This window comes from Amycolatopsis sp. SID8362, assembly GCF_010550475.1.
In the GTDB taxonomy this organism is placed as follows: Bacteria; Actinomycetota; Actinomycetes; order Mycobacteriales; family Pseudonocardiaceae; genus Amycolatopsis; species Amycolatopsis eburnea.
Genome location: NZ_JAAGNB010001302.1, coordinates 1 through 771 on the forward strand (window position 1 = coordinate 1; position 771 = coordinate 771).

Here is a 771-nt window from a genome sequence, read left to right on the forward strand (position 1 = left end):
CGGCGCGGATCGCGGCGCCCCTGCGCCCGGACCGGCCGTTGGCGCCGCAGGTCGAGCGGGCCCGGCGGCCTTCGGACGACGATCGTGCGACCGTGCTCCGCGCGATCACCACCCGCCCGGGCCAGGCGCTGAGCATCCTGCGCGAGACCTGCTACCGGTTGCTGGGGCTCGACCAGCCGGTCCACGGGGTGCCGGTGTCCCCGGCCCAGTTGCCGGAACCGATCGGCTGAAACCCGTGTTCACTCCGTCCGCAGCGAGCGGAGCCGCGCTCGGATCCGCTCGGCGTGGGGGTCGTCCATGGAGGTGTACGCGGCGAGCGCTTCGGTCCAGTGCCGCCGCGCACCTTCGTGGTCCCCGGCCCCCACGAGGACTTCGGCGAGCTTATCCAATACGGGGACGCGCAGCGAGGCGGCTTCCGAAGCCGGAAGTGACCGCAGCCCGCGCTCCAGCTCGGTGACCGCTTCGGTGAGCGCACCGCGAGCCGCGTGGACCGCGCCCAGCCCGGCGATGGCCTGCGCCTGGCAGTGCCCGTCCCCGATCGACGCCGCCAGCCGGGCCGAGCGCCCGAAGTGCTCGGCGGCGGCGTCGAACTCGTCCTGCCCGGCCAGCGCGTGGCCGAGGTAGCACAGGAGGAGCGCCGTTCCGCGGTGACGTTCGTGGGTTTCGTTGAGCCGCAAGGCAAGGCGGTAGTGCTCGACGGCTTCCGGGAGCCGGCCGCACGCGTGCGCGACGGCGCCCAGCCCTTCCAGCGCGGTGGCCTCGCCCGCCCAG

The 771-nt window shown here is 74.7% G+C and carries 1 protein-coding gene and 1 pseudogene; one reads left to right on the forward strand and one right to left on the reverse strand.

The window, feature by feature from the left end:
- A pseudogene (locus G3I65_RS39990) lies at positions 1-230 on the forward strand (hypothetical protein); the annotation flags it as partial.
- 9 nt (positions 231-239) lie between these two features.
- On the opposite strand, the gene G3I65_RS39995 reads toward G3I65_RS39990, so the two are convergent.
- A partial coding sequence (locus G3I65_RS39995) for a tetratricopeptide repeat protein (protein WP_160700687.1) occupies positions 240-771 on the reverse strand: 532 nt, incomplete at its 5' end.